This is a genomic window from Oleiphilus sp. HI0079, from assembly GCF_001635105.1.
This window is the reverse complement of sequence record NZ_LWFT01001154.1, coordinates 1-1,263: the sequence shown is the minus strand read 5'-3', so window position 1 is coordinate 1,263 and position 1,263 is coordinate 1. Positions and strand designations below refer to the sequence as shown.

Annotated in this window: 2 protein-coding genes; both read right to left on the bottom strand. The window is 48.5% G+C overall.

Annotation, left to right across the window (positions count from 1 at the left end):
* On the bottom strand, positions 1-566 hold a 566-nt coding region (locus A3750_RS20460; RefSeq protein ID WP_156498791.1), incomplete at its 3' end, for a response regulator.
* Positions 567-568: 2 nt separating this feature from the next.
* Positions 569-1,263, bottom strand: a 695-nt coding sequence (gene glnL, locus A3750_RS20455; protein ID WP_231871903.1) for a nitrogen regulation protein NR(II), incomplete at its 5' end; no start/stop codon positions are given.

Below are 1,263 nucleotides of genomic sequence, written 5' to 3'. Positions count from 1 at the left end.
CTGTGCTGGTGCAGCGCTTTGGCGACAAGCTCTTTACCAGTGCCCGATTCGCCGTTGATCAACACCGTTATATTGGAGTGGGAGAGTCGACCAATTGCGCGAAACACTTCCTGCATGGCGGGTGCTTCGCCGATAATTTCGGTACTTTCACTGACTTTGGTTGCCGAGACGTCGTTGTTTTTAGCGCGCTGTTCTTGAGAGTGGGCAATCGCACGCTTAGAGAGTGATACGGCATCTTCGAGATCAAAGGGTTTCGGGAGATATTCAAACGCGCCGCTTTGATAAGACGTGACAGCGCTGTCAAGATCGGAATGCGCCGTCATGATAATGACCGGGATATCTGGGTCTTGCTTGTGGATCTGGCCTAGTAATTCCAAACCGTCAATTCCCGGCATGCGGATATCACTTATTACTGCATCTGGTGATTCACGCTCGAGGCTCTCGAGGACGCCGTCGGCATTCTCAAATGAGCGGATCGCAAAATCTTCTTTCTGAAGTGCTTTCTCAAGTACCCAGCGAATCGATCGGTCATCATCAATAATCCATACTAATGGTTGCGTGCTCATCCTTATAACTCCAAGGGTAGATAAACGATAAAGCTGGTATGGCCTGGCTGGCTCTCACACTCAACTAAACCGTGGTGTTTGGTAAAAATACTTTGTGTAATTGAAAGGCCGAGACCCGTGCCCTCTGCGCGGCCACTGATCATCGGGTAGAAGATGTTTTGAATGAAGTTTTTGTCTATGCCTGGCCCGTTGTCGATCAGCTCGATTCTGGCAACCAATCGATGCCGCGTTTGACCAATCGTAAATTGCCTTAAGGTTCTGGTACGAATGGTGATAGAGGCGTCTTCACCAGCTTGCGCCTGCTTTTCTAAGGCTTGCAGCGCGTTCTTCGCGATATTGAGAAAACCTTGTATAAGTTGGCTCTTGTCGCCCAAAATTTCGGGAATGCTTGGGTCATAGTCTTTAACGATGCGAATGGATTTTCCAGACTCTGCTAGGATTAATGCGCAAACCCGTTCAAGAATTTCGTGAATGTTGATCTCAGCCAGATTCAACGCTTTGTGCGTTCCAAGTAGGCGATCAACAAGTGAGCGCAGCCTATCTGTCTCATCGATAATAACTTGCGTGTATTCGCTCTGTTCCTCATCCAGCTCAGATGCGAGTAGTTGTGCAGCACCCCGGATGCCACCCAAAGGGTTTTTTATCTCGTGTGCCAAACCCCGAATTAGAATTTTTGCGGTTTCTTGGTTCTCATGTA